Here is a 25,508-nt window from a genome sequence, read left to right as displayed (position 1 = left end):
ATTGTTGTGGTGGTAGAGCTTTCAGGGAAAGCGGCAACTGACCTCGGCTTTGTCGTAACCCAGGCTGTCCATTTCGTTGAAGGGGTGCAGGAAGCCGTCTTGCGGCGACGTACTGACCAGCGCCCTGGGTTGCACGATGGGGATCGGCTGGCGCAACTGACCGTTCCATGGCCGATAACTGAGCTTGCGACCCTTGAAGCCGTCCAGCGGCAATTGCTCGCTGATTTCAAGCGTCCGAATCGCCATGGCATCGGCCTGACGCAGTTTGCCCACCGCGCTGGCAATGCTGCGCACCGCCATCCACGCGGCGAAATCCCGATCGTTCATCCAGCGTCCGGCCAGGGCTTCGAAGCGTTTTTGCAACTGGGCGGCACCGTAGGTTTCCACGGTCTTGTGCCAGCCCACCGGGGTCAGGCCCTGGGTGCCGGCGACCGGCCGTGGGTACCAGGTCTGGTAGGGCACGTACTCGCCGAAGTCACCGCGTTCATCGGCGACCAGCACCACGTCGTACTCGGTGGTTTGGGTGAACAACGGCATGTCGGCCTGGGCGCTGCGCCGTTGATCGTTATCGAAGCTCCAGGCTTTCTCCGCCACCAGTTGCAGGCCGAAGCGTTTTGCCGCCCGGCGCAGGGCGGCGGCATAGGCTTGATCGTCGGCGGTGGGGCCGACGATCAGCAGCGCCCGTTGCCATTTGCGCAGCACCAGAAATTGCGCCAGCGCATCGGCCAGCATCGCCCGGCTTGGCAGGCTGTGCAGCACGTTCGGCAGGCAATCGGTAGTGCGCAGGCTGTCATCGGGGCTGCCGGCATTGAACAGCAGGCTGTCGGGGAGCATGGCGCTGAGTCGGCGCAGGTTTTCCGCCGGAGCATTCACCACAAACAGCCGCAGGCCTTGTTCGTGTTGGGCTTTGGCGGCTTCGAGCAAGGCGTCGGGGTTGTCGACATTGGCGCTGACCAACTCGTAGCGCTGGTTGAGAAAGTGCCCGGTGCTGTTGCTGTCGATGATTGCCAGTTCAGCGCCCCGCAGGCCGGCATCGGTCGGTTCAGGAATAACGTTCGACAGCAATGGCCCAGGATCGGGGCGATACCCCAGGTAGCCGATCCGCACCTGCAACGGCGCATCCGCCGCCTGACTCTGGGTCGCCAGCCCGGCGGCGCAGGCAATCGCCAGCAGGTAGATCAAGGCATAAGGGGCGAGCTGGCGCATAAGGCACTCCATCACAGGTAGCGCCAGCATAGGAACCCCGGTCGGTCGGGGAAATATGCAGAAAGTACCGATGGGCCAGTACCAAGGTAGTAACGGCGTGGGAAACACTTGGGCGGCTCACCACAAGCCCTACTACCAAGGGAGTAGGTCGCGACCACCAAAGCAGCATAGGGCTGGTGCGACGGGGTTCCTAAGATGGCTGCCATAGCCTCTGTAAAGAGGTTCTGCGTGCAATCTTGAGGGCATAACAATGACAACAAAACGCAACGCCTTGCTCGTTGCCGGACTGCTGGCCGGCTTCATCAGCGCAGGTTCCGTCTGGGCTCACGGCAACGTGGTACCCCAGGCCGTCGAAACCAAGGGACTGACCCCGATCAAGGATGCCGGTGTGCAGGTCGATGCCGATGGTTGGGCGGCGGTGAACCCGTATCGTTCCTCTCCGGAGCACGATAAAGCGTTGGAGATCGGCTCTTCGGCCTACAACCAGAACTGCGCGGCCTGTCATGGCCTGGAAGCCAAGTCCGGCGGCATCGCCCCTGACTTGCGCAAGCTCGACGTCGCCGAAGCCGGTGACGAGTGGTTCGTCGAACGGGTGCGCCATGGCGCCGTGCGTGATGGCCGAGTGTACATGCCGAAGATGGCTGACTATTTGAGTCAGGAAGCCTTGTGGGCGGTACGCACCTACCTGGACAGCGTGCACGTCGAGGAGTGACCCATGCGCCTGCTCGCGGTGTTGATCAGCGCTGTGTGGTTGTGCTGCCAGGCAGCGCAGGCACAGGTCCGGACCTATGACGAAATGATCGCCGCCGCCGAGCTGAAAGTCGCGGTCTACAAGGACTTCGCGCCCTACAGTTTCGAGGACGCCGGCCAGCCTCGCGGAGTCGATGTCGAACTCGCCCAGGCCTTGGCCAAGGCCATGGGGGTACGCCTGAAACTGATCTGGGCACCCGCCGGGGAGAAGCTCGACGACGACCTGCGCGATTACATCTGGCGGGCCAGTCAGCTGCACAATCAGCAACTGGCCGACCTGATGATGCGCGTCCCCTACGACCGCGATTACTCACAGAAACGCAATGAGCTGGGCGAACTGGAGAACGGCCATGTGGTGATGTTCGGGCCGTACCAGACCGAACAATGGCAGGTGGCGTATGACCGTCGTCGGCTGGACTCGGTGGCCAGCGTCGCGGTGTTCCAGCAGCACCCGATTGGCGTCGAAGTCGACAGTGTGCCCTCGTTTTACCTGACCTCGGTGTTCAACGGCATGCTCGCCGCCAAGACCCATCATTACCCCAGCGTGCCCCAGGCGTTTGCCGCGATGAAGGCCGGTGAAGTCGACGCGGTGATGGCGATGCGCGGCGAGATCGACTGGCAGGTGCATCAGGCCGCCGACCCGCAAGTGGCGCTGGCGGAAAACGCCTACCCGAACATGGGCAAGCAACGCTGGGAGATCGGCATGGCGGTGCATGAAAGCAACCGGCAACTGGCCTATGCCGTGGAAGAGGCGTTGGAAACGTTGATTCGCGAGGGCACGCTCAAAAGCATTTATGCCCATTACGGCCTGCGCTATGACGTGCCCGAGATGTATCAACAATGAACTGGCGCGCGCGTTGGCTGTTGGCCTGCTGGTTGCCCTTGGCCGCGCAGGCGGTTGAGGTCGATCCGGTGCCGTCGGTGATGTGGGCGTTCTATCACAAGCAGATGCTTGGCGACGCACCGTTCGTGTTCGACGAGCGGGTCAAGCTGCTGGCACCGCCGTTCGCCGAAGACGCCCGGCAAGTGCCGTTGGAAATCGACGCTCGGGCGTTCAAGGGCGAAGTGGTGCGAATCCTTGCCTGGGCCGAACTCAACCCGCTGCCGAAAATCGTCGACTTCGAGCCTTTGACCGGTGTGCTGCCCTGGCTGTCGATCCGCATCCGCGTTGAACAGGCCACGCCATTGCGCGCGGCGGTGTTGACTCGCGACGGACTGTGGCACGTCGGTTCGACCCTGATCGACGCGGCCGGCGGCGGTTGCACGGCGCCGAGCGTGGTGCGCACCCAGCCGGGCTGGGAAGAACACATCGGTGAAGTGCTCGGCGGTCGTTATCCCCGTGGTGAGTTCAGTCGCGTGCGTTTGCAGGTGGCGCATCCGATGGACAACGGCATGGTCAGCGGCATCCCGGAATTTTTCCTCAACCAGGCCGAGCTGCGGGACTCAGACAACCGGGTACTGGCGCGTCTGGAGCTGTTCCCGGCGGTCAGCGAGAACCCCAACCTGGCTTTCGACATCGAAGGTGCGGGGCAGACGCGCCTGATACTGCGCGACAACAGCGGCAATCAATTCGATGCGGCCATACCCTGACCCAAGGAGCGTGTGATGCGCTGGATGCTGTTGTTGTTCATCTGTGTGAGCCTGCCGACCCTGGCCGATCCCGATTACGCACTCAAGCCCCGACAGATTGCCGAAGACACCTGGCTGCTTGAGGGCAGCACCGATAACTTCGCCAAGAACAACGGCGGCAACATCGTCAACACCGCGTTCATCGTCACCGGGCAAGGGGTGGTGGTGATCGACACCGGGCCATCGAAGCGCTACGGCGAGGCCCTGCGCAAAGCGATTGCCACAACCACCGATAAACCGGTGATCCAGGTGTTGCTGACCCATCACCATCCCGACCATGTGCTGGGCAATCAGGCCTTCGTCGACGTGCCGATTGCTGCACTGGCCGGCACCACCGAGCTGTTGCATCAACAGGGTGATGCGATGGCCGAGAACATGTATCGACTGGTGGGTGACTGGATGCGCGGCACCGAAGTGGTGTTGCCGACGCAGACGCTGACGCCAGGTGTGCAAAGTTTTGGGAACCACGATTTGCGGCTGCTGAGTCTGGGTGGGCACACCGGCGCGGATCTGGCTATTCTCGACCAGAAAACCGGCGTGCTGTTTGCCGGGGATCTGGTGTTTTATCAACGGGCCCTGACCACGCCGAACAGCCCGGGGTTGTCGGTGTGGCTGGCGGATCTCGCCACGCTTCAGGGATTGCCGTGGACGCTGATTGTGCCCGGGCATGGGCCCGTGGCAACGGACAGCAAACCGTTCGAGCAGATGCGCGATTACCTCTCCTGGCTCGATCAACTCATGCGCGACGGTGCGGCGAACGGCAGCGACATGGCCGAGATGATCCGCAGCCCCATTCCTGAACGGTTCGCCGGGATCAACCTGAGCCGTTATGAGCTGATCCGCAGCGTCAGCCATTTGTACCCGCGCTATGAGCGCGCGCAGATGACGCGGGTGGATTCCGGCAAGGATCAGTAGTCCATCTCAGATACGACGCATCCTTTGTGGTGAGCCTTCGTTGATTGGCATCATCCGACCCGCTACCAAGGAACTAGAAATCTCCGCATTGCGGGCAATTGTTGCAAGGGCGGCGGCGCCCAAGAATCTGCACCAGACCGGGAAAATTTCCCGGGTATAACAAAAACCGCAGAGGTAGCCGTCATGACCCAACCCGCACGTCGCCAACCCTTCGTCTTGAGCGTGCTGCTCAGTGCCATGCTGTTGTCCGGCCAGGCAATGGCCGCAGTCTCCGATCAAGACATCCTCCAGGATCCGAAGAATCCGGAACAGGTCGTCACCAATGGCCTGGGCGTCCAGGGTCAGCGCTACAGCCCGCTGGACACCCTCAATGTCGACAACGTGAAAGACTTGCGCCCGGTCTGGGCCTTTTCGTTCGGCGGTGAAAAACAGCGCGGTCAGCAAGCGCAGCCGATGATCAAGGACGGCGTGATGTACATGACCGGTTCCTACTCACGGGTGTTCGCCGTGGATGCGCGCACCGGCCGCAAGCTCTGGCAATACGACGCGCGCCTGCCGGATGACATCCGTCCGTGCTGTGACGTGATCAACCGTGGCGTGGCGCTGTATGGCGACCTGGTGATCTTCGGCACTCTCGACGCCAAGCTCGTGGCCCTGAATAAAGACACCGGCAAAGTGGTATGGAGCAAGAAAGTCGCCGACCACAAGGAAGGCTACTCCATCAGCGCCGCGCCACTGGTGATCAACGGCAAACTGATCACTGGCGTGGCGGGTGGCGAGTTCGGGGTGGTGGGCAAGATCGAGGCCTACGACCCGAAAAACGGTGATCTACTGTGGACCCGGCCAACGGTCGAAGGCCACATGGGTTACGTCTACAAAGACGGCAAGGCCGTAGAGAACGGCATCTCCGGCGGCGAAGCGGGCAAGACCTGGCCGGGCGATTTGTGGAAAACCGGCGGCGCGGCGCCGTGGCTGGGCGGCTACTACGACCCGGAAACCAATCTGCTGCTGTTCGGCACCGGCAACCCGGCACCCTGGAACTCGCACCTGCGCCCTGGCGACAACCTTTACTCGTCCTCGCGCCTGGCGCTGAACCCGGACGACGGCACGATCAAATGGCACTTCCAGAGCACCCCTCACGACGGCTGGGACTATGACGGCGTGAACGAACTGGTGTCGTTCAACTACAACGAAGGCGGCAAGGAAATCAAAGCCGCGGCCACCGCGGACCGTAACGGTTTCTTCTATGTGCTGGATCGCACCAACGGCAAATTCATCCGCGGCTTCCCGTTCGTGGACAAGATCACCTGGGCCAGTGGCCTGGATAAAAACGGTCGGCCGATCTACAACGAAGACAGCCGTCCGGGTGCACCGGGCTCCGAGGCCAAAGGCAGTTCGGTGTTTGTAGCGCCGGCGTTCCTGGGGGCGAAAAACTGGATGCCGATGGCCTACAACCGCGACACCGGCCTGTTCTATGTGCCGTCCAACGAGTGGGGCATGGACATCTGGAACGAAGGCATCGCCTATAAAAAAGGCGCGGCGTTCCTCGGCGCCGGTTTCACCATCAAACCATTGAATGAAGACTACATCGGCGTGCTGCGCGCCATCGACCCGAAAACCGGCAAGGAAGTCTGGCGCCACAAGAACTTCGCGCCGTTGTGGGGCGGGGTGCTGACCACCAAGGGCAACCTGGTGTTCACCGGTACGCCGGAAGGTTTCCTACAAGCGTTCAACGCCAAGACCGGCGAGAAAGTCTGGGAATTCCAGACCGGCTCCGGCGTGCTCGGCTCGCCCATCACCTGGGAAATGGACGGCGAACAATACGTTTCGGTGCTCTCCGGCTGGGGCGGCGCGGTACCGCTGTGGGGCGGCGAAGTGGCCAAGCGCATCAAGGACTTCAACCAGGGCGGCATGCTGTGGACCTTCAAGCTGCCGAAGGACCTGGTTGCCAAGCACTAACCCTGGCAACCACAACCTGAGTGGCGATGAATGACCTGTGGCGAGGGAGCTTGCTCCCGCTGGGCTGCGAAGCCGCCCCCAACGTTCCCGGCCCCAACCGAGTCGTTTGGATTTACGACTCTTCGCAGCCGAACGGGAGCAAGCTCCCTCGCCACAAAAGCCCGCTGACACAGCGGCGCCTTCTACTACCAAATAACGAGAGTCCCCCTGCCAACGGCGCATTCGTCTGACAGGCGGGGCTCTCTACTATCGGTTCATCGCCTGTTGGCCTGACAGGCATCGACCCAGACAGAGGCCCATCATGATCTACGCACAACCCGGAACACCTGGCGCCATCGTTTCCTTCAAACCGCGCTACGGCAATTTCATCGGCGGCGAGTTCGTCGCCCCGGTCAATGGCGAGTACTTCACCAATACCTCACCGGTCACCGGTGAAGTGATTGCCGAATTCCCGCGCTCCAGCGCCGCCGACATCGAAAAGGCTCTCGACGCCGCCCATGCCGCCGCTGATGCCTGGGGCAAAACCTCGGCGCAGGACCGCTCGCTGGTGCTGCTGAAAATCGCTGACCGCATCGAACAGAACCTGGAAATCCTCGCCGTCACCGAAACCTGGGACAACGGCAAGGCCGTGCGCGAAACCCTCAACGCTGACGTGCCGCTGGCCGCCGACCACTTCCGTTACTTCGCCGGTTGCATCCGCGCTCAAGAGGGCGGTGCCGCTGAAATCAACGAACTGACTACCGCCTATCATTTCCACGAACCACTGGGCGTGGTCGGGCAGATCATTCCGTGGAACTTCCCGCTGCTGATGGCCGCGTGGAAACTCGCCCCGGCCCTGGCTGCCGGCAACTGCATCGTGCTCAAACCCGCCGAGCAAACACCGCTGTCGATCATGGTGTTCGCCGAGCTGATCGCCGATTTGCTGCCAGCCGGTGTGCTGAATATCGTCCAGGGCTTCGGTCGCGAAGCCGGTGAAGCGCTGGCCACCAGCAAGCGCATCGCCAAGATCGCCTTCACCGGTTCCACCCCGGTGGGCGCGCACATCATGCATTGCGCAGCCGAGAACATCATTCCAAGCACCGTTGAACTGGGCGGCAAGTCGCCGAACATCTTCTTCGAAGACATCATGAACGCCGAACCGCAGTTCATCGAAAAAGCCGCCGAAGGCCTGGTGCTGGCGTTCTTCAACCAAGGCGAAGTCTGCACTTGTCCGTCGCGGGCACTGGTGCAGGAATCGATCTACGAGCCGTTCATGGCCGAGGTGATGAAGAAGATCGTCAAGATCAAGCGCGGCAACCCGCTGGACACCGAGACCATGGTCGGCGCCCAGGCGTCCGAGCAGCAATACGACAAGATCCTCTCGTACCTGAAAATCGCCCAGGAGGAGGGCGCCGAACTGCTCACCGGTGGCGCGGCCGAGCGTCTGGAAGGCGACTTGTCCAGCGGCTATTACATCCAGCCGACGCTGCTCAAGGGCCACAACAAAATGCGCGTGTTCCAGGAAGAAATCTTCGGCCCGGTGGTGGGTGTCACCACCTTCAAGGACGAAGCCGAAGCCCTGGCGATCGCCAACGACAGCGAGTTCGGCCTCGGTGCGGGCCTGTGGACCCGCGACATCAACCGCGCCTACCGCATGGGCCGGGCGATCAAGGCCGGGCGCGTCTGGACCAACTGCTACCACCTGTACCCGGCCCACGCCGCGTTCGGTGGCTACAAGAAGTCCGGTGTCGGCCGTGAGAACCACAAGATGATGCTCGACCATTACCAACAGACCAAAAACCTGCTGGTGAGCTACGACATTAATCCGCTGGGGTTCTTCTAACTCATAAGCACACCACAGACCCTTTGGGAGCGAGCCTTTGTGGCGAGGGGGCTTGCCTGTGGCGAGGGAGCTTGCTCCCGTTCGGCTGCGAAGCAGTCGCGAAGCTTTTGGGGCCGCTTCGCGACCCAACGGGAGCAAGCTCCCTCGCCACACAAACCCGCTCCCACAGGATTTTGTGTGGTGCTTAAGATCTGCGCGCCCCCCTACCAACGCACGCCGCCACCTCCTTCGAAAGTAGCATTCGGGCAGTCGGCGCCCCGTGCATTAATGGCTCTACCGGAATCGTCCGGCACAAGAAGAGGAATGACCCATGTGGCATAAACCCGCGTTTACCGATCTGCGCATTGGCTTCGAAGTGACGATGTATTTCGCCAACCGTTGATTGATCGCCCGGTCAGCCGTCGCGTTGGCCGGGCCTGCTTTCTGGAGCCTGCCATGCACATCCGCGTTCTCGGTTCCGCCGCCGGCGGCGGTTTTCCGCAATGGAACTGCAACTGCCGTCAATGCGCGGCGATGCGCCACGGCACTCTGCGCGCGCAACGCCGTACGCAGTCGTCCATTGCCCTGAGCGACGACGGTGTGGAATGGATACTCTGCAATGCTTCACCAGACATCCGCGCCCAACTCGAAAGCTTCCCGACGCTGCAACCGGCCCGCCGCGTGCGTGACACGGCGATTGCCGGCGTGGTCCTGCTGGACAGTCAGATCGACCATTGCACCGGCCTGTTGAGCCTGCGCGAAGGCTGCCCGCATTCGGTCTGGTGCACCGAGCGGGTGCATGAAGACCTGAGCAGCGGCTTCCCGTTGTTCACCATGCTCAAACACTGGAACGGTGGTTTGCAGTGGCAACCGATCGAACTGGACCGTGAGCCGTTCAGCATCGCAGCCTGCCAACACCTGCAATTTCGCGCCATTCCATTGGTCAGCAACGCACCGCCGTATTCCCCCAACCGTGGCAACCCGCAGCCGGGGGACACCATCGGCCTGTTCATCGAAGACCAGCGCAACGGAGCATCGGTGTTCTATGCGCCGGGTCTGGGGCAGGTTGACGCCGAGGTATTGAGCTGGATACAGCGCGCCGATTGCCTGCTGCTGGACGGCACGCTGTGGCGCGACGATGAAATGCGCGTATGTGAAGTCGGCCAGAGCCTGGGCCGCGAAATGGGCCACCTGCCGCAAAGCGGTCCCGGCGGGATGCTCGAAGTGCTGGAGGGCTTCAATCGCCAGCGCAAGGTGCTGATCCACATCAACAACACCAACCCGATCCTCGACGAAGACTCGGCCGAGCGGGCGTTGCTGGAGCGGCGGGGGATTGAAGTGGCCTATGACGGCATGAGTATTGAGCTGTAGCGGATGGCCTCATCGCAGAACCCAACGGTTATTCCCCGGAGAACCGCAATGACTGACACCCCCATGACCCCCACCGAATTCGAAGCGGCCCTGCGCGCCAAAGGCGCCTATTACCACATCCATCATCCATTCCACCAAGCGATGTACGCCGGGCGCGCCACCCGCGAGCAGATCCAGGGCTGGGTCGCCAATCGCTTCTACTATCAGGTGAACATTCCACTGAAGGACGCGGCCATTCTCGCCAACTGCCCGGACCGCGACGTGCGGCGGGAATGGCTGCAACGGATTCTCGACCATGACGGAGTCCCCGGCAGCGAAGGCGGCATCGAAGCCTGGTTGCGTCTGGGCGAAGCGGTGGGCCTGGATCGCGAACAAATTCTCTCGCAAGAGTTGGTGCTGCCGGGTGTGCGATTTGCCGTGGACGCCTACGTCAATTTCGCCCGCCGTGCTTGTTGGCAGGAAGCGGCCAGCAGTTCGCTGACCGAGCTGTTCGCGCCGCAGATCCATCAGTCTCGGCTCGACGCCTGGCCCAGCCATTACCCATGGATCGACCCGGCCGGTTACGACTATTTCCGTACGCGCCTGAGCCAGGCCCGGCGCGATGTCGAGCATGGTTTGCGCATCACCCTGGCGCATTACGTCACGGTCGAGGGCCAGCAGCGCATGCTGGAGATTCTGCAGTTCAAGCTTGATGTGCTGTGGAGCATGCTCGACGCGATGAGCATGGCCTATGAGCTGGACCGCCCGCCGTATCACACGGTCACCGCCGAGCGGGTCTGGCACCGGGGGATCGCCCTGTGAACGCGATCGAGCAGCAACCCGGCCCACCGTTGTGGCTGTTGGCGGAGCTGACCTATCGCTGCCCGCTGCAATGCCCGTATTGCTCCAATCCCTTGGATTTCGCCCAACAGGGTGAGGAGTTGAGCACAGAAGAGTGGATCCGGGTGTTTCGCGAAGCCAGGGAGATGGGCGCCGCGCAACTGGGGTTTTCCGGTGGCGAGCCGTTGGTGCGCCAGGACCTGGCCGAGCTGATCAAGGCCGCGCGGGATATGGGTTACTACACTAACCTGATCACCTCGGGTATCGGCCTGACCGAGCAGAAGGTCCGCGACTTCAAGGTCGCCGGGCTGGACCACATCCAGATCAGCTTTCAGGCCGCCGACGAAGCGGTCAACAACATGCTCGCCGGCTCACGCAAGGCCTTCGCCCAGAAACTGGCCATGGCCCGGGCGGTGAAAGCCCAGGGCTACCCGATGGTGCTGAACTTCGTTACCCATCGGCACAACATCGACCAGATCGCGCAGATCATCGAGCTGTGCCTGGAGCTGGAAGCGGATTTCGTCGAGTTGGCGACCTGCCAGTTCTATGGCTGGGCCGAACTCAACCGCGTCGGCCTGTTGCCGACCCGCGAACAATTACAGCGCGCCGAGCGCATCACCAACGAGTATCGCCAGCGGCTTGAGGCCGAGGGCCACCCGTGCAAGCTGATTTTCGTCACCCCGGACTATTACGAAGAGCGCCCCAAGACCTGCATGAATGGCTGGGCCAACCTGTTTCTCGACATCACCCCGGACGGTACGGCGTTGCCTTGTCATAGCGCGCGTCAGCTGCCGGTGCAGTTCCCAAATGTGCGCGAGCACAGCGTCGAACACATCTGGAACGACTCCTTCGGTTTCAACCGGTTTCGTGGCGATGACTGGATGAAAGAGCCGTGCCGTTCCTGCGATGAAAAACATAAGGACCTGGGCGGCTGCCGCTGCCAGGCGTTCATGCTCACGGGGGACGCGAGCAACGCCGACCCGGTGTGCAGCAAGTCGCCGCACCACAGCGTCATCCTCAAGGCCCGGGACGAAGCCGACGCGCCGGGGCAGGGCATGGAACACCTGACATTGCGCAATGAAAAGGCTTCGCGGCTGATCTATCGCGGATAAATTGCGAACGCGAAGCCCCCACCCCCGGTAGTTGCTACCCATTGGTCTGATTGCATTCGCAGCCGGATGCTTTAGTGTTGGCTTTACCTTTCAAAACAATAAAAACAGGCTTTCCAATGAGCCAGAATCTCAGTCAACTGCGTAAATTCGTTTCACCTGAAATCATCTTCGGTGCCGGCTGTCGGCATAACGTCGGCAATTACGCCAAGACCTTCGGCGCCCGCAAGGTGCTGGTGGTCAGCGACCCCGGTGTGATCGCCGCCGGTTGGGTCGCCGATGTCGAGGCCAGCCTGCAAGCCCAGGGCATCGATTACTTTGTGTACAGCGACGTTTCGCCCAACCCGCGGATCGAGGAAGTGATGCTCGGCGCCGAGCTGTACCGGGAGAATCACTGCGATGTGATCGTCGCGGTCGGCGGCGGCAGCCCGATGGACTGCGGCAAGGGCATCGGCATCGTCGTCGCCCACGGGCGCAACATCCTTGAATTCGAGGGCGTGGACACCCTGCGCATGCCCAGCCCGCCGCTGATCCTGATCCCGACCACCGCCGGCACGTCGGCCGATGTGTCGCAGTTCGTGATCATCTCCAATCAGCAAGAACGCATGAAATTCTCCATCGTCAGCAAGGCTGCGGTGCCGGACGTGTCGCTGATCGACCCGGAAACCACCTTGAGCATGGACCCGTTCCTGTCGGCCTGTACCGGCATCGACGCGTTGGTCCACGCCATCGAGGCCTTCGTTTCCACAGGCCACGGGCCGCTCACCGATCCCCATGCGCTGGAGGCGATGCGGCTGATCAACGGCAATCTGGTGCAGATGATCGCCAACCCGAACGACATCGCCCTGCGGGAAAAGATCATGCTCGGCAGCATGCAGGCCGGGCTGGCGTTCTCCAACGCGATCCTTGGCGCGGTGCACGCCATGTCCCACAGCCTCGGTGGATTCCTCGATCTGCCTCACGGCTTGTGCAACGCGGTGCTGGTGGAACACGTGGTAGCGTTCAACTACAGCTCGGCGCCGGAGCGCTTCAAGGTGATCGCCGAGACCTTCGGCATCGATTGTCGCGGCCTGAATCACCGGCAGATCTGCGGACGTCTGGTCGACCACTTGATCGCCCTCAAACACGCCATCGGCTTCCACGAAACCCTGGGCCTGCACGGGGTGAGCACGTCGGACATTCCGTTCCTGTCGCAACATGCCATGGATGACCCCTGCATCCTTACCAACCCGCGCGAGTCCAGCCAGCGCGACGTCGAGGTCGTCTATGGCGAAGCCCTCTGACGAACAGCAACGGGCGCTGACCGGGTTACTCGGGCTGGGCAATCACTCGGCGCGCAAGAGTCATTACCCGGAACTGGCCGCGCGCCTGGATGAACTGGAGGCCGAGCGCAACCGCTACAAATGGCTGTTCGAAAACGCCGTGCACGGAATCTTCCAGGCCAGCCTGCAGGAAGGCATGCGCGCCGCCAACCCGGCGCTGGCGCGGATGCTTGGCTATCAGGACCCGCAGGAGGTGCTGTTTTCCCTGACGGACCTGGCGGGCACGCTGTTCGTCGGCGGCGCGCAAGAGCTGGAAGGCATCGGCGAAGTCCTCCAGCGTGAGCGCAGCCTGCTGGGCTATGAAACCCAGCTGCGGCGCAAGGACGGCACTGTCCTCGACGTGTTGATGAACCTGCTGCTCAAACCGGATCAGGAAGGCCTGGTGGAGGGGTTCGTCGCCGACATCACCGAACGAAAACAGGCCCAGGAGCGCTTGCAACAGCTCAATGACCAACTGGAACAACGGGTCACCGCGCGCACCAATGAGTTGCTGGACGCCAACCGCAATCTGCAACAACAGATCACCGAGCGTAAACAGATCGCCGAAGCCTTGCGCGACGCCCGTGATGCCGCCGAAGCGGCCAATCGCAGCAAGGACAAATACCTCGCCGCCGCCAGTCACGACCTGCTGCAACCGCTCAACGCCGCGCGTTTGTTGATCTCGACCTTGCGCGAACGGCATTTGCCCGACGTCGAACAGGTACTGGTGGAGCGCACCCATCAGGCACTGGAAGGGGCCGAAGACTTGCTCACCGACCTGCTGGATATTTCCCGGCTCGATCAGGCCGCGGTAAAGCCGGACATCGCCCTGTACCGCCTCGATGAATTGTTCGCGCCACTGGTTTCGGAGTTTCAGTCGGTGGCCGCGGCGACCGGGTTGAACCTGCGGGTGCACATGGGTGATTACGCGATTCATACCGACTTGCGGCTGATGACGCGGATTCTGCGCAACTTCCTCAGCAATGCCTGCCGCTACACCGACGACGGCAGCATCCTGCTGGGTGCCCGGCGCCGGGGCGACGTACTGCGAATCGAAGTCTGGGACACCGGGCGCGGGATCCCGGCGGATCGTCTCGATTCGATCTTCCTTGAATTTAACCAACTGGACGTTGGCCGCGCCGCCGATCGCAAGGGCGTGGGCCTGGGACTGGCGATTGTCGAACGCATCGCCAAGATCCTCGATTACCGGATTCAGGTGCATTCGCGGCCAGGGCGCGGTTCGATGTTCAGCATCGAGGTGCCGATTTCCCGTGAGATTCCACTGCCGATCAGCCAGGCCGCGCCGCAGCCGAGCACCGGCAACCCGCTGCCGGGGCGGCGCCTGCTGGTGCTGGACAACGAAGTCAGCATCCTTGAAAGCATGAGCGCACTGCTCGGGCAGTGGGGCTGCGAGGTGGTCACCGCCACCGATGAGGCCACCGCGCTGGTGGCTTTGCAGGGGCAGGCGCCGGAACTGATTCTGGCGGATTACCACCTCGATCACGGGGTGGTGGGCTGTGAAGTGGTCCGGCATCTGCGCGAGCATTTCAGCCGGACGATACCGGCGGTGATCATCACCGCCGACCGCACCGATCAGTGTCGACGCTCGTTGCAGCGGCTCGACGCGCCATTGCTGAACAAACCGGTGAAACCCGGCAAGTTGCGTGCAGTGTTGAGTCAGTTGTTGGCGTAGCGAGCCGATGAAAAGATCGCAGTCTGCGATCTTTTCATTCCGGTTTTGGCGGTGATTTGGCTCAGTGGTTGTACGCCGCCTCGGTGTTATCGATCAGCGGGTTCTTTTCGGTCAGCACGATCTGGGCAATCTGATCCTTGCGCATGAAGCTGACCTTCGGATGGGACTTGGCGTAACGGATAAAACGCTCCACCGCCTCGACCATCGCCGGGGTGCCGCCGATGCGGTCATGCAGACTCACCGACATCATCCGCCGCTGGCTGGCACCTTCGGCGTACAGGCGGTCGAATTCCAGCACCAATTGCCGGTAGAACTGTTGCGCCGAGAAGTGCCGGCCTTCGATCAGCACAATGTCGTTGTTGCGCAGGGTGTAAGGCACCACGGCGAATTTCCTGCCACGGACCAGTGTCACAAACGGCTCATCACGGCTGACGTCATCGATGTGATAGGTGAAGTTCAGATCCTGCAGCACTTTCAGGGTATTGGGGCTGCGCCGCAGCCAATTGGCGTTGTAGCCCACCGAGCGCTGGCCGGTGAGTTTCTGCACCGCCTCGACGCCGTCGCCGATGAAGGCCTTCTCTTGCTCGTAGCTCATGTTGTAAGAGTCGGCCCAGCGCATGCCATGGGCGGCGACTTCATGGCCACGGTCGGCGATCGCCCGCACCAGTTCGGGGTGTTTCAACGCCGCTTCGCCCACCACATGGGACGTGACCTTGATGCCGTTGCGGTCCCACAGGTCGAGCATCCGCCACAGGCCTTCCTTGTAGCCGTAGTCGAACCAGGTCTGTGCCGGCATGTCCGGGTAACCCTTGGGCAATGGAGTGCCGGAGAACGGACTTTCGGCACCGTCGGGCTGGCCGCCGGTTTCGAATTGCATGGAGAACGAAATCACCAGTTGCGAGCCATCCGGCCACGGGCGTTCCTGGGCGAACGCGAGGGACGGCAGCAGCAGGGCGGCGGCCAGCAGATTTTTCAGCCAGCGGGGGGAGCGTTGCCAATGGGCAGTGGTCATAAGGGGCACCTTTTGAGTTGAACAGTGCCGTGAGGGTGTCATTTGGATTGCCCCGGAAAAATCCGCTACGGGCGAGAAGACTTTTAAACAGAATTTACGAATCCCGCCGAACACACCGTCCAGTGCGGGAGTAAGCCTGTGGCGAGGGATTTGTGTTTCAGCTGTGGCAAACTGACCACACTCCTTGAACCAAGGCCATCGAATGGATCACTACACCCCGCGCGACTGGCAGCCCCACGAGCGGCCCAGCCTGCCCGGATCGCCCTCGACGCCGTTGCACTCCAACCCCAGGCGGCTGGCCTACGCGCTGGTGGGGGTGTTGGTGGCATTGACCGGTGGTCTCGGCAACTCGCTGGTGGTCGCCAACCTGCCGTATCTGCAAGGCGCGCTGGGCGCGACCACGGCCGAGATGGCCTGGCTGCCGGCGGCTTACGTCATGACCAACGTGTCGATGAACCTGCTGCTGGTGAAGTTTCGTCAGCAATTCGGCCTGCGGGCTTTCACCGAAGTGTTCCTGATGCTTTATGCGCTGGTGACCTTCGGCCATTTGTTCGTCAACGACCTGAGTTCGGCGATCGCCGTGCGCGCGGCCCACGGCATGGTCGGCGCAGCGCTGAGTTCGTTGGGCCTGTATTACATGATCCAGGCCTTCCCGGCGAAATGGCGGATGAAGGCGCTGGTATTGGGCCTCGGCACCTCGCAACTGGCTTTGCCCATGGCACGGTTGTTTTCCGAAGACCTGCTGCAGATCGCCGAATGGCGCGGGCTGTACCTGTTCGAACTGGGCATGGCGCTGTTGTCTTTGGGCTGCGTGTTTCTGCTGAAACTGCCGCCGGGTGACCGCTTCAAGACCTTCGAAAAACTCGACTTCCTGACCTTCGCCATCCTCGCCACCGGCGTGGCCTTGCTCTGCGCGGTGTTGTCTTTGGGGCGGATCGACTGGTGGCTGGAAGCGCAGTGGATCGGCGTGGCCTCGGCGGCTTCGATCGTGTTGATCCTCACGGGCCTGGCCATCGAGCACAATCGCAGCAACCCGATGCTGATGACCCGCTGGCTCGGCAGCGGGGCGATGATCCGCCTGGCCCTGGCGGTGATCCTGATTCGCATGGTGACGTCGGAACAGTCCACCGGCGCGGTGGGGTTCATGCAGACGCTGAACATGAGCAGTCAACAGCTGCACAGCCTGTATGTGGTGATGTTGATCGGCAGTATCGCCGGCCTGGTCACCAGCGCCCTGACCATCGACCCCAAGCACCTGATCATGCCGCTGAACATCTCCCTGGCGCTGATGGCGGTCGGTTCGGTGATGGACAGTTATTCGAACAACCTGACCCGCCCGGAAAACCTGTATTTCAGCCAGTTTCTGCTGGCCTTCGGCGGGACGTTCTTCCTCGGGCCGACCATGGTCTTCGGCATGCGTAACGTGCTGTCCAGCCCGCGCAACCTGGTGAGTTTCTCGGTGCTGTTCGGTATCTGTCAGAACCTCGGCGGCTTGATCGGCGCGGCACTGCTGGGGACGTTCCAGATCGCGCGCGAGAAGTTTCATTCCAGTCACATCGTCGAGCAGCTGACGTTGCTCGACCCGCGTGTGGCGGCGCGGGTCCAGAGCGGCGGCAACGCGGTCGGCTCGATAATTGCCGACCCGAGCCTGCGCAACCTGCAGGGCATCCGTAGCCTGGCCGCTGCTGCCACTCGCGAGGCTAATGTCCTGGCCTATAACGATGTGTTCATGCTGATTGCCGTGATCGCGGTGCTGACCATGATCTGGATTTCCATTCGCGCCCTGTGGCTGATGAGCACTACCCAAGCCGTTGCCCCGGCGCCTGCCACTCCAACCAAACAATCCAGCGGTGCCACTTCTTCATGACCGAACCGACCACCACGACCACCAACACTATTGCCGCCACCCCCGAAGGCGTGACGCCGCCATCCTCGCCGGGCTCTGAACCGCGCTCGCTGGGGATGCGGATCATCTCGTCCCTGGGCTTTGCGGCGATTGCTCTCGTCGGTGTACTGATCGTGTTGTACGCCTGGCAACTGCCACCGTTCAGCAGCGCGGTCGAGACCACGGAAAATGCCCTGGTGCGCGGGCAGGTGACGATCATCGGCCCGCAACTCAGCGGTTACGTGTACGAAGTGCCGGTGCAGGATTTCCAGTTCGTGAAGGCCGGCGATTTACTGGTGCGCCTTGACGACCGCATCTACAAGCAGCGTCTCGATCAGTCCCTGGCGCAACTGGCGGTGCAGAAAGCCGCGCTGGCCAACGTGGTGCAGCAACGCAACAGCGCCGAAGCGACCATCAAGTTGCGTCAGGCCGCCGTCGCCGACGCCCAGGCACAGTTGCGCAAAAGTGAAGCGGATTTGCGCCGCAACAAAGAGCTGGTCGGTGATGGCTCGGTGTCGAAACGCGAGCTGGACGTGACCCTGGCCGCCAACGCCCAGACCGTTGCCGCCGTGGCGCAAGCCCAGGCCAATCTGGACATCGCCCGCCAGGATCTGCAAACGGTGATCGTCAATCGCGGCTCGCTGGAAGCGGCGGTGGCCAGTGCTGAAGCGGCGGTGCAACTGGCGCGGATCGACCTGTCGAACACCCGCGTGGTGGCGCCGCGCGACGGTCAACTCGGGCAGATCGGCGTGCGCCTTGGCGCCTACGTCAACTCCGGGGCGCAGCTGATGGCGTTGGTGCCGAACCAGTTGTGGGTGATCGCCAACATGAAGGAAACCCAGATGGACAACGTGCGGGTCGGCCAGCCGGTGAGCTTCACCGTCGATGCGCTGAACCACCAGAAATTCCACGGGCGGGTGCAACGGATTTCACCGGCCACAGGCTCCGAGTTCAGCTTGTTGCAGGCTGACAATGCCACTGGCAACTTCGTCAAGATTGCCCAGCGAGTGCCGGTGCGGATCAGCGTCGATGCCGATCAGGAACAGAGCGAACGGCTGCGGCCGGGGATGTCGGTGGTGGTGAGTATTGATACCGCGGCGCAAGGGGATCCCAATACCCCTGACTAACGCATACCTCTTGTGGGGGGTGACCTGTGGCGAGGGGGCTTGCCCCCGTTTGAGTGCGTAGCACTCACAGGATTTTTGGTACAACAGAAACTTTTGGGGCTGCTTCGCAACCCAACGGGGGCAAGCCCCCTCGCCACAGGTCGCTCCTACAGATGGGGTGTGATTCAGGGGGCGATCATTGGGGGCAGGGTGCCCAGCAGTGAAACCGCCGCTACCGCGCCGATCCCCAGTATCCATTCCAGCATGACGCTGGTGCGCAACAGCCCCGGACGCTGCTGGCAATCCTTGACCCGCAGCCGATTGAACAGCGCCAACCCCAGCATCGCGATCACCAGCACAACCTTGATCAACAGAATCAGCGCAAACCCGGACAGCAACGGCGTCGGCCAGAACACGCCGGTCAGTACGCGCACGTTGATCAGGCCGGTCATCACCAACCCCGCCACCAACGTGTAACCGATCCCGCTGAAGCGTTGCAGTATCGCGCTCAAGGGATGATCGTCCGGTTGGCGCAGGATCATCACCAGCAACATCAACCCACCGAGCCAGGCGCCGACGCACGTCAGGTGAACAATCTGGTTGAGGATTAACAGTTGGCCTTGCAGGCCATCGAGCATGGCGCCATGACCGACCGGGGCCAGGGTCGCCAGCAGCAGGCTGGAAAGGCCGATGCGCCAGGCCATGTTGGAACGCCAGGGCGTCAACAACAATGCCACGAGCAACAGATTGAGCAGCAGATGCCAGCGCCATACCTGACCGAAAAATGTATCGCTCAGCACCAGGTTCAGCGTCGCCGGGTCGAATGCCGCCTCCGGGGAACTGGCCATGCTGGCGGTGATCAGCAGCAACCAGCCGACGCCGCTGAGCAACGCCACCACGCTGAGCCAGCGGGTCACTCGCGCCAGTGCCGGATCCAGCCATTTCGTTTCGCGGCCCAACAGCAAAGGCCTGAACACCCAGGCCCCAAACAGCATCAGCACCACGGTGAAATGCAGGAAGCGGCACAGCACCAGCGCCTCGGTCATGAATTACTGACCCACCTTGAAGCGGTAGGCGCCTTCACTTTTATGGGTGTCGACCGACACGGCATGCCATTCGACCTTGTAATCGCCAGCGGCCAACGGCGCTGCCGGGGTGACGACCAGGGTTTTCTTGTCGCTGCCTTCGGTGGCGAGGCTTTTTACCGGTACGTCGGCACCGTCCTTGCTGATTTTCACTTTGGTGAACGTTGCTTCAACCCCTTCGGAAAACACCAGGCGCAGTTCCGTTGGCGCCTGCACGGTGCTGTCGGCCGCCGGGGTCTGGCTTTTCAGATGGGCGTGGGCAAACACTGATGAGGCGGCGAACAGCGAGCCGAGCAGGGCGGCGGTGGTCAGGGCGTTCTTGAGCAGCATCGTGGAGACCTCGCAGGCAGGTTCAAAGAGGCAGGCAGTTTACCTGCCGCAGGGCCGCTGTACGAAGTTTCGTTTTCCCCTGTCGCCGCGACGTAGAGCGGATGCTAGTCTTGAGCAACGCTGTTGTCAGGGAGCCCTCATGGGCAATCACAAGATCGAGATTCGTCGCAGTAACGTCGAAAAAATCCTGTTGGCGGCCGAAAAGGTCTTCGCCGAAAAAGGCTTCGGCAGCACCGCCATGGCCGACATCGCCGCTGAAGTGCAACTGCCGCGCTCCAACCTGCATTACTACTTCAGCACCAAGAGCGAGCTGTACAGCGCGGTGCTCCTGGGTTTGCTGGAGGTCTGGAAGCAGGACGCCCTGTGCTTCGAAATGTTCGACGACCCGCGCGTGGTGCTCAGCAGCTACATCCGCGCCAAGATGAACCATTCCCGCAGCCGGCCGTACGGTTCGAAAGTCTGGGCCAACGAAATCATCCACGGCGCGCCGACCCTCGGTGAGAAGCTGGACGCGAGCCTGTACGACTGGGCCAAGATGAAGGAAGCGAAAATTCGCCAGTGGGTGGAAGACAAACGCATCCTGCCGGTGGAGCCTTCCAGCCTGTTGTACATGATCTGGGCCTCGACCCAGCACTACGCCGACTTCGATCATCAGGTGAACATCCTGAATGATCATCAGCCGTTGTCGGACATGCAGTTCGAACGGGCGGTGCAGACGGTGACCAGTGTGATCTTGCGTGGGATCGGGTTGGAGCCTTGAGGTTGGTGGTGCGGCTGCCGACCTCTTCGCGGGCAAGCCTCGCTCCTACAGATTTAGCGTCGATCATTTGATGTGGCTCGACATTAAACTGTAGGAGCGAGGCTTGCCCGCGAAGGCGTCAGTTCAGGCAACGCTGCGTTCAGACCGTGACATGGTAGGGATTCCTCGGATCATGGTTCCAATCCAGAAACGGCTTGCCCGTATCCACCGGTACCATCTCGATGCAATCCTGCACCGGGCAGGTGATCTGGCACAGGTTGCAGCCCACGCACTCCTCATCGATCACTTGATATTTATGCGTGCCATCGGCCTGTTTGAGGCTGGCAATCGCCTGGTGCGAGGTGTCTTCGCAAGCGATGTGGCAGCGACCGCAACCGATGCACGCCTCCTGATCGATTTTCGCAATCACCTGATAGTTGATGTCCAGGTACTTCCAGTCCGTGGTATTGCCCACTGCGCGCCCGGAAAAATCCGACACGCGGGCGTAGCCCTGACTGTCCATCCAGCGTGACAAACCGTCCTTCATCTCCTCGACAATCCGGAAACCATGCAGCATCGCCGCCGTGCACACCTGCACCGAACCACTGCCCAGGGCAATGAATTCCGCCGCATCGCGCCAACTGCCGATGCCGCCAATGCCGCTGATCGGCAAGCCCTGGGTCTGCGGGTCGCGGGCGATCTCGGCGACCATGTTCAACGCAATCGGCTTCACCGCCGAGCCGCAATAACCGCCGTGGGTGCTTTGGCTGCCGACGGCGGGATTGGCGACCATGCGCTCCAGATTGACGCTGGTGATCGAATTGATGGTGTTGATCAACGACACCGCATCGGCGCCACCACGGTGGGCGGCACGGGCGGCGACGCGGATGTCGGTGATGTTCGGCGTGAGCTTGACGATCACCGGCAACGAGCAATAGGTCTTGCACCAGCGAGTGACTTGTTCGACGTATTCCGGCACCTGGCCGACCGCCGCGCCCATGCCCCGTTCCGGCATGCCGTGGGGGCAGCCGAAATTCAGTTCGATGCCATCGGCCCCGGTGGCTTCCACCAGCGGCAGGATGTTTTTCCACGACTCCTCGACGCAGGGCACCATCAGCGACACGATCAGTGCGCGGTCCGGCCAGTCCTTTTTGACCTGGGTGATTTCCCGCAGGTTGATCTCCAGCGAACGGTCGGTGATCAGCTCGATGTTGTTGAAGCCCATGACTTCACGGTTGGCACCGAAGTGCGCCGAGTAGCGTGAGGACACGTTGACTGCCGCCGGGTCTTCCCCCAGGGTTTTCCAGACCACGCCACCCCAGCCGGCCTCGAACGCACGGACCACGTTGTAGGCTTTGTCGGTCGGCGGCGCGGAAGCGAGCCAGAACGGGTTGGGGGCCTTGATGCCGGCGAAGACAATCGAGAGATCGGCCATTTACGCAGCCTCCACGTTGAGCATGAGTTGAGCGTTGATCGCCTCGGCGGCCAGCTTGCCGTGCTGCACGGCTTGCACGGTGAGGTCCTGATCGAGGCTGGTGCAGTCGCCACCGGCATACACGCCGGGAATGCTGGTGCGCAGCTGCTCGTCGACGAGGATGCGATCGCCCTGACGCTTGAGTTCACGGGCCAGCGGGTCGGCGAGGGCGGAAGTGTCGAAGGTCTGGCCGATGGCTTTGAAGATCGCATTGGCGGCCAGTTCAAAGGTTTCGCCGGTGGTTTGCAGGCGACCTTCCACCAGGCGGGTACGGGCGAAGCGCATGCCGCGCACATTGCCCTGATCGTCGAGCAGCACCTCTTCGGGTTGCGCCCAGGTCAACAGCCGCACCTGATTGGCCTTGGCGATGTCCTGTTCGTGACCGGTGGCGCCCATGTCCGCGACACCACGGCGGTACACCAGGTTCACGTCCCGGGCACCGAGACGGGCCATTTGCACGGCCATGTCGATGGCGGTGTTGCCGGCACCGAGGACGATGCAGCGTTCGGCCAGCGGCAGTTGCGTCAGGTCATCGGCCTGGCGCAGTTCGCGGATGTAGTCGGTGGCGGGGAGCAGGCCGGGGGCATCCTCGTTGGGCAGGCCCAGTTGTTTGCTGGCGGCCAGGCCCAGGCCGAGGAACACCGCATCGAATTGCTGATGCAGTTCGCTGAGGGTCAGGTTGTCGCCGAGTTTCTGCCCGTGACGAATCTCGATCCCGCCAATCCCCATCAGGAACTCAAGCTCCTTCTGCGCGTAGTCGTCCACCAGCTTGTACTTGGCGATCCCGTATTCGTTGAGGCCACCGGCCTTTTCCCGGGCCTCGAAAATCACTACGTCATGGCCGTGCATGGCGCTGCGGTGCGCGCAGGACAAACCGGCCGGGCCTGCCCCCACCACGGCAATGCGCTTGCCGGTTGCGGCGGCGCGCTGGAACGGGTGTTCGCTGAAGTGTGCGTTGTCCACGGCATAGCGTTGCAACAGGCCGATCAGTACCGGCGCGCATTCCTGGGCGTTGTTGCGCACGCAGGCTTGCTCGCAGAGGATTTCCGTCGGACAGACCCGGGCACAACTGCCACCGAGGATGTTGGCCGAGAGGATTTTCTGCGCCGCACCCTGCACGTTTTCCTGATGGATATTGCGGATGAACGATGGAATGTCGATGTCGCTTGGGCACGCGTTCACGCACGGCGCGTCGTAGCAATACAGGCAGCGCGAGGCTTCCAGATGCGCCTGACGCTCGTTGAGCGGCGGCGCCAGGTCGGTGAAATGGCCGGCGAGGGCGGCCGCGTCCTCATGGGGATGCGGGAGGTGGTTCAAAGTCTTGATCACGGTGTTGGCCTCACGGTTAATTGAGGTACTGCCTCTGGTGGGCATTGGTTTTTTCGCATCATCCTGTGGCGAGGGAGCTTGCTCCCGCTGGGTGGCGAAGCCGCCCCACATCCTGCCAAATCGGTTGTCCTGCCCCCCCCGAGTCGACTGGCTTTGGGCCTGCTGCGCAGTCCAGCGGGAGCAAGCTCCCTCGCCACAGAGGGCAGATCAGCGTTTCACTGCGGTCGGCTTGTGCAACTCGGCCCGCTTGCTCAGCAAATCAAACACCGCCGGATACGCCGGCCGTTCGATATACCGGCCCGCGCCACGCTCGGCGCGCAAATCACCATCGGCCCACACCACACGGCCCTGGCTGACGGTGTGACTCGGTACGCCACGCACGGTCTTGCCTTCGAAGATGTTGAAGTCGACCTGCTGGTGGTGAGTCTTGGCTGAAATCGTCCGCGTGCCTTCCGGGTCCCACAGCACCAGATCGGCATCGGCACCGACACGGATCGCACCTTTGCGCGGGTAGAGGTTGAAGATCTTCGCGGTGTTGGTGGAGGTGAGCGCTACGAAGTGCTGCATCGACAAACGCCCGGTGTTCACCCCTTCATCCCAAAGCACTGCCATGCGGTCTTCGATACCGGCGGTGCCGTTGGGGATCTTGCTGAAGTCGTCACGGCCGGCGGCTTTTTGCTCGGCGCAGAAGCAGCAGTGGTCGGTGGCGGTGGTGTGCAGGTTGCCCGCTTGCAGGCCGTGCCAAAGGGCTTCTTGATGACCGCGCGGGCGGAAGGGTGGGCTCATCACGTAACCGGCGGCGGTCTGCCAGTCCGGGTGTTGGTAAACGCTGTCGTCCAGCAGCAGATGCCCGGCCAGCACTTCGCCGTACACCGGTTGGCCCTTGGCGCGGGCGTAGGTGATTTCGTCGAGGGCTTCCTTGGTCGAGACGTGGACCAGGTACAGCGGCGTGCCCAACGTTTCGGCAATGCGGATCGCCCGGCTCGCGGCTTCACCTTCCACCTGCGAAGGTCGTGATAGCGGATGCGCTTCCGGCCCGGTGATGCCCTGGGCCATCAACTTGCGTTGCAGGTGATAGACCAGCTCGCCGTTTTCCGCGTGCACGGTCGGCACCGCGCCCAATTCCAGGCAGCGCTCGAAACTCGCCACCAGCGTATCGTCGGCGGCCATGATCGCGTTCTTGTAGGCCATGAAATGCTTGAAGCTGTTGACCCCGTGCTGGCTGACCAGCTCGGCCATTTCCTCGCGGACTTGCTCGCTCCACCAGGTGATGGCGACGTGAAAGCCGTAGTCAGACGCCGACTTCTCGGCCCAGCCACGCCATTGATGAAAGGCCTCCATCAATGATTGCTGTGGGTTGGGTATCACGAAGTCGATGATCGACGTGGTGCCACCGGCCAATCCCGCTGCGGTGCCGCTGAAAAAATCTTCGCTGGCCACCGTGCCCATGAAGGGCAGTTGCATGTGCGTGTGCGGATCGATGCCGCCGGGCATCAGGTATTGGCCGCTGCCGTCGAGCACTTGCGCATCGGCGGGAACATCGAGGTTTTCACCGATGGCTTTGATCACGCCGTCGGCGCAATACACGTCGGCGCGATAACTTTCATCATGGGTAATAACGGTGGCGCCACGGATCAACAGAGACATTCCGAGTTCCTCGCAGGCATGACCGACTATTGCCGGTTCTAGATGTTTTATATGAAGCAGACGCCAATCGGTGTATTCCTGTCAGCGCTGTCAAGAATAGACGCTAGCTGCAGTTTGTGGATTGAGCAAGAATATTTTTTATAAGCTTATTATTGTTTTAACTGTTTGATAAATAACGATAAAAAATGAAAATCACCAAAATGGTGAGACCGCTCACCATTTTGACGCACTTGACAGGTTGGAAATATGGTCAAGATTTTCTATGTGAAATCAGCCGGTTGAGGATGGTCTATGGTTGATGCGCAACCTTACAAAAAAGATCGACGCACCAGATTGAGTCCTGACTGT

Annotated in this window: 22 protein-coding genes; 15 read left to right on the top strand and 7 right to left on the bottom strand. The window is 61.8% G+C overall.

The window, feature by feature from the left end; all coding sequences use genetic code 11:
• Positions 1–21: 21 nt before the first annotated feature.
• Complete coding sequence (locus tag PGR6_RS16225) at positions 22–1,206, bottom strand: ABC transporter substrate-binding protein (protein WP_064618310.1); 1,185 nt, start codon at positions 1,204–1,206, stop codon at positions 22–24.
• Positions 1,207–1,456: 250 nt separating this feature from the next.
• On the opposite strand from PGR6_RS16225, the gene pedF reads away from it, so the two are divergent.
• The 12 genes from pedF to PGR6_RS16170 all read left to right on the top strand — a co-directional run bounded on the left by pedF (position 1,457) and on the right by PGR6_RS16170 (position 14,553).
• Positions 1,457–1,918, top strand: coding sequence for a cytochrome c-550 PedF (gene pedF / locus PGR6_RS16220; protein WP_018929707.1), 462 nt, complete (start codon positions 1,457–1,459; stop codon positions 1,916–1,918).
• A gap of 3 nt (positions 1,919–1,921) precedes the next feature.
• On the top strand, positions 1,922–2,800 hold the full coding sequence (locus PGR6_RS16215; protein WP_064618308.1) for a substrate-binding periplasmic protein: 879 nt from the start codon (positions 1,922–1,924) through the stop codon (positions 2,798–2,800).
• Entirely contained in the window at positions 2,797–3,546 is a 750-nt protein-coding gene (locus PGR6_RS16210) for a quinoprotein dehydrogenase-associated SoxYZ-like carrier (RefSeq protein ID WP_064618306.1), read from the top strand. The genes PGR6_RS16215 and PGR6_RS16210 overlap by 4 nt, the downstream gene beginning before the upstream one ends.
• A gap of 15 nt (positions 3,547–3,561) precedes the next feature.
• Positions 3,562–4,500 (top strand): quinoprotein relay system zinc metallohydrolase 1, encoded by a 939-nt coding sequence (locus PGR6_RS16205; RefSeq protein WP_064618304.1) that lies wholly within the window; start codon positions 3,562–3,564, stop codon positions 4,498–4,500.
• A 183-nt stretch (positions 4,501–4,683) separates the two neighbouring features.
• Positions 4,684–6,459, top strand: coding sequence for a PQQ-dependent methanol/ethanol family dehydrogenase (locus PGR6_RS16200; protein ID WP_018929703.1), 1,776 nt, complete (start codon positions 4,684–4,686; stop codon positions 6,457–6,459).
• 301 nt (positions 6,460–6,760) lie between these two features.
• Positions 6,761–8,281, top strand: coding sequence for an acetaldehyde dehydrogenase ExaC (gene exaC, locus PGR6_RS16195; protein ID WP_019648895.1), 1,521 nt, complete (start codon positions 6,761–6,763; stop codon positions 8,279–8,281).
• A 310-nt stretch (positions 8,282–8,591) separates the two neighbouring features.
• A complete protein-coding gene (pqqA, locus tag PGR6_RS29440) occupies positions 8,592–8,663 on the top strand; it encodes a pyrroloquinoline quinone precursor peptide PqqA (RefSeq protein WP_081499480.1) in 72 nt (23 codons plus the stop codon).
• A gap of 53 nt (positions 8,664–8,716) precedes the next feature.
• Positions 8,717–9,631: a pyrroloquinoline quinone biosynthesis protein PqqB gene (pqqB, locus tag PGR6_RS16190; RefSeq protein ID WP_064618301.1), complete on the top strand. Its 915-nt coding sequence runs from the start codon at positions 8,717–8,719 to the stop codon at positions 9,629–9,631.
• A gap of 48 nt (positions 9,632–9,679) precedes the next feature.
• Positions 9,680–10,432 (top strand): pyrroloquinoline-quinone synthase PqqC, encoded by a 753-nt coding sequence (gene pqqC / locus PGR6_RS16185; protein WP_018929700.1) that lies wholly within the window; start codon positions 9,680–9,682, stop codon positions 10,430–10,432.
• Positions 10,429–11,562, top strand: a complete 1,134-nt coding sequence (gene pqqE / locus PGR6_RS16180) for a pyrroloquinoline quinone biosynthesis protein PqqE (protein ID WP_064618299.1) — start codon at positions 10,429–10,431, stop codon at positions 11,560–11,562. The genes pqqC and pqqE overlap by 4 nt, the downstream gene beginning before the upstream one ends.
• A gap of 116 nt (positions 11,563–11,678) precedes the next feature.
• A complete protein-coding gene (gene ercA, locus PGR6_RS16175; protein WP_018929698.1) occupies positions 11,679–12,842 on the top strand; it encodes an alcohol dehydrogenase-like regulatory protein ErcA in 1,164 nt (387 codons plus the stop codon).
• Complete coding sequence (locus PGR6_RS16170; RefSeq protein ID WP_064618296.1) at positions 12,826–14,553, top strand: hybrid sensor histidine kinase/response regulator; 1,728 nt, start codon at positions 12,826–12,828, stop codon at positions 14,551–14,553. Before ercA ends, PGR6_RS16170 begins: the two co-directional genes overlap by 17 nt.
• A gap of 61 nt (positions 14,554–14,614) precedes the next feature.
• Here PGR6_RS16170 and PGR6_RS16165 read toward each other — a convergent pair whose 3' ends face one another.
• Positions 14,615–15,565, bottom strand: coding sequence for a polysaccharide deacetylase family protein (locus tag PGR6_RS16165; RefSeq protein ID WP_018929691.1), 951 nt, complete (start codon positions 15,563–15,565; stop codon positions 14,615–14,617).
• Positions 15,566–15,767: 202 nt separating this feature from the next.
• Between PGR6_RS16165 and PGR6_RS16160 the strand changes: the two genes are divergently transcribed.
• Both PGR6_RS16160 and PGR6_RS16155 read left to right on the top strand, forming a co-directional pair.
• A complete protein-coding gene (locus tag PGR6_RS16160; RefSeq protein WP_064618294.1) occupies positions 15,768–17,432 on the top strand; it encodes an MFS transporter in 1,665 nt (554 codons plus the stop codon).
• Positions 17,429–18,577 (top strand): HlyD family secretion protein, encoded by a 1,149-nt coding sequence (locus tag PGR6_RS16155; RefSeq protein WP_064618292.1) that lies wholly within the window; start codon positions 17,429–17,431, stop codon positions 18,575–18,577. Before PGR6_RS16160 ends, PGR6_RS16155 begins: the two co-directional genes overlap by 4 nt.
• Before the next feature lie 164 nt (positions 18,578–18,741).
• Here PGR6_RS16155 and copD read toward each other — a convergent pair whose 3' ends face one another.
• Positions 18,742–19,602 carry a copper homeostasis membrane protein CopD gene (copD, locus tag PGR6_RS16150; protein WP_064618290.1) on the bottom strand — a complete coding sequence of 287 codons (861 nt, stop codon included), beginning with the start codon at positions 19,600–19,602 and terminating at the stop codon, positions 18,742–18,744.
• Positions 19,603–19,605: 3 nt separating this feature from the next.
• Complete coding sequence (gene copC / locus PGR6_RS16145; RefSeq protein ID WP_064618288.1) at positions 19,606–19,971, bottom strand: copper homeostasis periplasmic binding protein CopC; 366 nt, start codon at positions 19,969–19,971, stop codon at positions 19,606–19,608.
• A gap of 139 nt (positions 19,972–20,110) precedes the next feature.
• Between copC and PGR6_RS16140 the strand changes: the two genes are divergently transcribed.
• Positions 20,111–20,731: a TetR/AcrR family transcriptional regulator gene (locus PGR6_RS16140; protein ID WP_007937670.1), complete on the top strand. Its 621-nt coding sequence runs from the start codon at positions 20,111–20,113 to the stop codon at positions 20,729–20,731.
• Positions 20,732–20,870: 139 nt separating this feature from the next.
• Here PGR6_RS16140 and preA read toward each other — a convergent pair whose 3' ends face one another.
• The 3 genes from preA to hydA all read right to left on the bottom strand — a co-directional run bounded on the left by preA (position 20,871) and on the right by hydA (position 25,160).
• Positions 20,871–22,145 carry an NAD-dependent dihydropyrimidine dehydrogenase subunit PreA gene (preA, locus tag PGR6_RS16135; protein WP_064618286.1) on the bottom strand — a complete coding sequence of 425 codons (1,275 nt, stop codon included), beginning with the start codon at positions 22,143–22,145 and terminating at the stop codon, positions 20,871–20,873.
• Entirely contained in the window at positions 22,146–23,513 is a 1,368-nt protein-coding gene (locus tag PGR6_RS16130) for an NAD(P)-dependent oxidoreductase (protein ID WP_064621292.1), read from the bottom strand.
• A 207-nt stretch (positions 23,514–23,720) separates the two neighbouring features.
• A complete protein-coding gene (hydA, locus tag PGR6_RS16125) occupies positions 23,721–25,160 on the bottom strand; it encodes a dihydropyrimidinase (RefSeq protein ID WP_018929684.1) in 1,440 nt (479 codons plus the stop codon).
• Between the last annotated feature and the right edge of the window lie 348 nt (positions 25,161–25,508).

It is taken from the genome of Pseudomonas sp. GR 6-02 (genome assembly GCF_001655615.1).
Classification (GTDB): Bacteria; Pseudomonadota; Gammaproteobacteria; order Pseudomonadales; family Pseudomonadaceae; genus Aquipseudomonas.
The sequence above is the reverse complement of the archived record's forward strand: the minus strand, read 5'-3'. Positions and strand labels throughout refer to the sequence as shown.